The 4,240-nt window shown below is 67.6% G+C and carries 5 protein-coding genes; 3 read left to right on the top strand and 2 right to left on the bottom strand.

Annotated elements, in window-relative coordinates; all coding sequences use genetic code 11:
• Positions 1-329: fumarylacetoacetate hydrolase family protein (locus ACNPN0_RS14570; protein WP_448938387.1), on the top strand; the 329-nt coding region annotated here is incomplete at its 5' end.
• Positions 330-349: 20 nt separating this feature from the next.
• Here ACNPN0_RS14570 and ACNPN0_RS14565 read toward each other — a convergent pair.
• Together ACNPN0_RS14565 and ACNPN0_RS14560 are read right to left on the bottom strand one after the other, a co-directional pair.
• Complete coding sequence (locus ACNPN0_RS14565) at positions 350-1,054, bottom strand: FadR/GntR family transcriptional regulator (protein WP_448938388.1); 705 nt, start codon at positions 1,052-1,054, stop codon at positions 350-352.
• A 152-nt stretch (positions 1,055-1,206) separates the two neighbouring features.
• Positions 1,207-2,097 carry a LysR family transcriptional regulator gene (locus tag ACNPN0_RS14560; RefSeq protein WP_448938389.1) on the bottom strand — a complete coding sequence of 297 codons (891 nt, stop codon included), beginning with the start codon at positions 2,095-2,097 and terminating at the stop codon, positions 1,207-1,209.
• Positions 2,098-2,237: 140 nt separating this feature from the next.
• Here ACNPN0_RS14560 and ACNPN0_RS14555 point away from each other — a divergent pair, with 140 nt between their 5' ends.
• On the top strand, positions 2,238-3,209 hold the full coding sequence (locus ACNPN0_RS14555; protein ID WP_448938390.1) for an alpha/beta hydrolase fold domain-containing protein: 972 nt from the start codon (positions 2,238-2,240) through the stop codon (positions 3,207-3,209).
• Entirely contained in the window at positions 3,206-4,228 is a 1,023-nt protein-coding gene (locus tag ACNPN0_RS14550; protein ID WP_448938391.1) for a cupin domain-containing protein, read from the top strand. The genes ACNPN0_RS14555 and ACNPN0_RS14550 overlap by 4 nt, the downstream gene beginning before the upstream one ends.
• Positions 4,229-4,240: the final 12 nt, after the last annotated feature.

Raw genomic sequence — 4,240 nt, 5'->3', positions numbered from 1 at the left:
CGGCCGAAGTGGGGGACCTGCGCGACGGGCTGCAGGTCACCACGAAGGTGAACGGCGAGCTGGTCCAGGATGGCAACACCAGCGAAATGGTCTACACAGTGGGCGAAACGCTGGCGCATATTTCCCGGACCTTCACCCTCCGTCCCGGCGACCTGCTGGCGACCGGAACACCGTCGGGGGTGGGCTATGCCCGCGAACCGCAGTGGCTGCTGCAGCCCGGGGATACGGTGGAAGTGGAAGTCGAGCGCATCGGGAAGATCAGCAACCGGATCGTGGGGAACGAGGCGCGGCAGGCCGCCGGTCATACCCGGGATGCCGTGGTGCGCTAGGGGCCGGAGAGGCGCGGCGCTCAGGCTGGTGAATTGTGCTCTTTGACGATCTGGGCCAGCGCGTCTTCGCGCCCGGAGATGATCGCCTCGACCAATTGCTCATGGACGGCTATGCGCCTGCGCCGGTAAGCCGTGCCGGTCTCGGCACCGCTGTCGGCAAGGGCCGGTGCGGTGGACTGCTGCAGGTATCCCAGGGTCGAGAGGTACACGGCCCGCGCCATCCCGTTGGGGCAGATCGCCGCGATATCCCGGTGCAGGGCCCAGTTCGCCTGCATGAAGGCCTCCCAATCCGCCGTGGAATCCCGCATGGCCTCCATGGCGCGGCGCAGCCGGACAGTGTCGTCATCGGTCCGGTGCCGCGCGGCCTGGACCGCGATGAAATGCTCCAGTGTTTCCCGCAGCTCGATGGCGTCGCGGGTTTCGGCCGCCCCACCAGCCACGTTGAGCAGGGTATGGCGCAGCTTCACCACGGGGGTAGCCTGGGCGAGGAACAGGCCGCCGCCGCGGCCCGGGCGGATCTCCAGTATTCCGCGTTCGCGCAGCAGCCGCACGGCTTCGCTCACCGTTGACCGGGCCAGCCCGGTCTGGGCGCGGATTTCCTGCAGGGTGCTGACCATGTCGCCCGGGGCCAGCTGCCGCTGGCTAATGGTCTCCTGGATGGACAGCGCCAGTTCTTCGGCGCGCGAACGCGGCAAGCTGGTCTGGAACCGGCTTTCAGGACTCATCGCGGCGAACTCCCGGTGCTGTGATGCGCCTGGCCGGCGGCACCCCGAGGGGCCAGCCCGGTGCCAGGCAGTGGACAAGGCAACTATATAAGGGTATCGGTCCGCCAGCGCCGAGGCTGCTGGCCCAGGACCTTGGGCATGGCCCCGGAATCCTAGGCCATGGTTTCGGCGGCGATCTTCGAAAAGGCCTGGACCTCGGGCGAGGGCTGCTCATCTCTGGTCACCAGCAGAACCCAGACCCGATGCCCGGTCTCCAGCGGGATAAAGCGCACTCCGGGGCGGGCATAGGAGGAAATCACCGAGGATCCGGCGATATTCAGCCCGATCCCGGCTGCCACCAGCTCCATGGCCTCATCTGCTGAGTCCACCAGCGCCTTGATGGAGCAATGGCGGGCAAGCCCCGGATCGATCGCCTCGTACCACCCGGGCCGCGGCCCTTCCTCCTCGCCGCCTGCGCCGGCCGGACCGATCAGCCTCTCGCCGAACAAGTCCGTCACGGCCAGCCGATCCTTGCCCGCGTACCGGTGCCCTTCGGGCAAGGCCACGACCAGTTCCTCGGACCACAGTGCCACGGTCCGCAGCCCGGCGAAATCCGTGTTGGCATCCAGGGCGAAGGCGAAAGCGCAGTCCACCTGGCCGGTGCCCACCGCCCGCAATCCTCCGGTGAAGCCGCTGGGCCGCAACCTCAAATCGACCCGCGGCATTCGCGCGGCCGCTGCCTGCAAGATGGAACGCAATCCGGCGCTGGAGGCCGGCGTGCCGATCTGCAGCACCGAATCCTGCGGTTTGCGGGACCAGCGGGAGATGTTCTCCGCGGCATCCAGAACCTGGCGGGCCAGCGCCACCAGTTCCTGGCCGCGCCCGGTCAGCAGCACCGCCCGCGGGCTGCGCTCGAAGAGCTTGCAATCCAGGTGGCGCTCCAGCGCGGAAATCTGGGCGCTGAGCGTGGAGGGGCTCATGTGCAGCAGCCCGGCCGCCCGGGCGAAATGCAGGGTATCGGCCACCGCCATGAAACAGCGCAATTGATGCAGGGTAAGATCCACGCTTCGAGCGTAGCCCATGCGCCCGGCGAACCCGTGGCGCCGCGGAGCACCCCGCGTTGCCCTGGTGATGCGGGTTTCCCGAATGCTGCTTCGGTTTTTCCTGATGGCCAGAGGTGCCCTGGCGGACCGAAGATGGAAAGATGACTTCCTCTTCTTCGAGCTATCCGGTGCGCAGCGAATCGGCGTTGGAGTATCCCGGCGGTGATGGTGCCGCGCAGCTGATGGACCTCTATCTCCCGGATGCCGGCGGGCTCCCCGTCCCCGTGGTGCTGTGGCTGCATGGCGGCGGCTGGTTCACCGGCGACCGCACCCTGGCCCCGGATTTGGCCGGCATCGCGGCGCGCACCGGCATCGCTTTTGCCTCCATCGAGTACCGGCTATCCGGGGAAGCGGTCTTCCCTGCACCGCTGGAAGACGTCATTGCCGCCATCCGGCACCTGCGCACGCATGGGGAACAGTGGGGAATCGACGGCCAGCGCATCGGGCTGTGGGGCGCTTCGGCCGGCTCCCATCTGGCCGCCCTGGCAGCATTGGCGGCCTCCTCAACCGTTGCCGGCGCGCCAGCCGATGCCCAGGTCAGCTGCGTGGCGGCCTGCTACCCGCCGATCGACTTGGAGCTGATTATCGCGACGCAGCCTGCCGGGAAGACCTGGCAGCAGACTCCCGAGGGACGCTTGCTGGGCGAAGATCCGGGCACGGACGCCGGCCGAAAGACGGCCCAGGCGGCGAATCCGCTGACCCACGTCTCAGCGCTGGCCCCGCCGTTCTTGCTCTGCCACGGCACCGCCGATGCGCTGGTCCCGCCGATCCACTCGCAGATGCTGTTCGAGGCGCTGGCTTCCCATTCAATCGATGCCCGGCTGTACCTGCTCGAAGGCTACCGGCATGGATTCGTCAATCCGCCGGGGCGCCTCGATGTCCAGATCGCGGCGGTCATGGACGACGGACGGCTCCAGTCCGAATCCAGTGCCGCTGCAGTACTCAGGGACACCAAGGATCCAGAACCCCGGGACACCTCGTTCAGCTTCGGGGACATCGAGCAATTCCTGGCCACGCACTTGCGCCCCGGCGCACCCAAGCCCCTTGACGAATCAGGAGACACCGCAACATGAGCACCATTGATCTGGAACGCATCCATTCTCTGGCCCCGGTGGTCAACGCCTTGCCCGGCGAATCCGTTCCCTATTATCTCGCCTCGGGCGAAGGGGAACGGCACGAAGTCGACGGCCAGCTGATCACCGTGGTCGCCCGTACCCAGGACACCTCAGGGCTGTTCGAGGCGGCCTTCATCCTCGGCCCGGCCGGAGCAGGCAGCACCGGCTGCGCACTGGATTTTGTGCAGCGCTCCTTCTTCGTGGTCGATGGCTGCGTGCAGGCCACTGTGGCCGGGCGCACCCGCATCCTGGTCGAGGGCGATTCCTTCCACGTGGCTCCCGGCGAAGCGCTGGAGTACCGGCTGCTGAGCCACATGACGCGGCTGTTCATGTTCAGCGCTCCGGGCGGGGCGCTGGCGGACCTGCTGGGCTCAGGGGAGCGCACGGAAAGGCACCTGTTCACCATGGATTCCGCGGCCGCCGCGCAGCTGCAGCTCCCGCAGGGCATCGAGTCCGGCAGGTCGCTGCACTTGCCGACAGCGCCGGGCGGATACTTCCTGAATGCCGGCGGCGGCGACCACCGGGCTTGGCCCGATGCGCTGAACAGCTACCTGGCGCGGCCGTCGAATACCGGCGGACGCTACTTCGCGGTCAATACGCTGGCCGCGGTGCAGCCCTACATCATCCGCCACTTCCATCGCCTGCATACCGAGAACTTCATCTGCCTCTCGGGACGTGTCTGGCTCTGGGTCAATGGCCAGGAGCTGCTGCTGACCGCAGGGGACTTCCTGCATGCGCCGGCCGGAACCATCCACAGTTTCGCCATCGGCGCGCATAATACCCAGATGCTCGGATTGCTCACCGGCGGGGTCTTCGAGAAGTTCTTCGATGCGACCTCCGAGCCGACCAGCACCCCGGTGTATTCCGAGGGGCTGGTCGATCCTTCCACGGTGATCGCCGGGATCAAGGCGAACCCCGATCTGGACTTGCAGGTCGTCGGCCCGCCGCCGGAGCGCACACTCGCGCCGGGGCTGTAGCGCGGCCGGGGG

The organism is Glutamicibacter sp. AGC84 (assembly GCF_053543575.1).
The sequence above is the reverse complement of the archived record's forward strand: the minus strand, read 5'-3'. Positions and strand labels throughout refer to the sequence as shown.

Coding starts and splice junctions, on each gene's coding strand:
- ACNPN0_RS14565 (WP_448938388.1), bottom strand. CDS start 1,054: ATGAGTCCTGAAAGCCGGTTCCAGACCAGCTTGCCGCGTTCGCGCGCC.
- ACNPN0_RS14550 (WP_448938391.1), top strand. CDS start 3,206: ATGAGCACCATTGATCTGGAACGCATCCATTCTCTGGCCCCGGTGGTC.
- ACNPN0_RS14555 (WP_448938390.1), top strand. CDS start 2,238: ATGACTTCCTCTTCTTCGAGCTATCCGGTGCGCAGCGAATCGGCGTTG.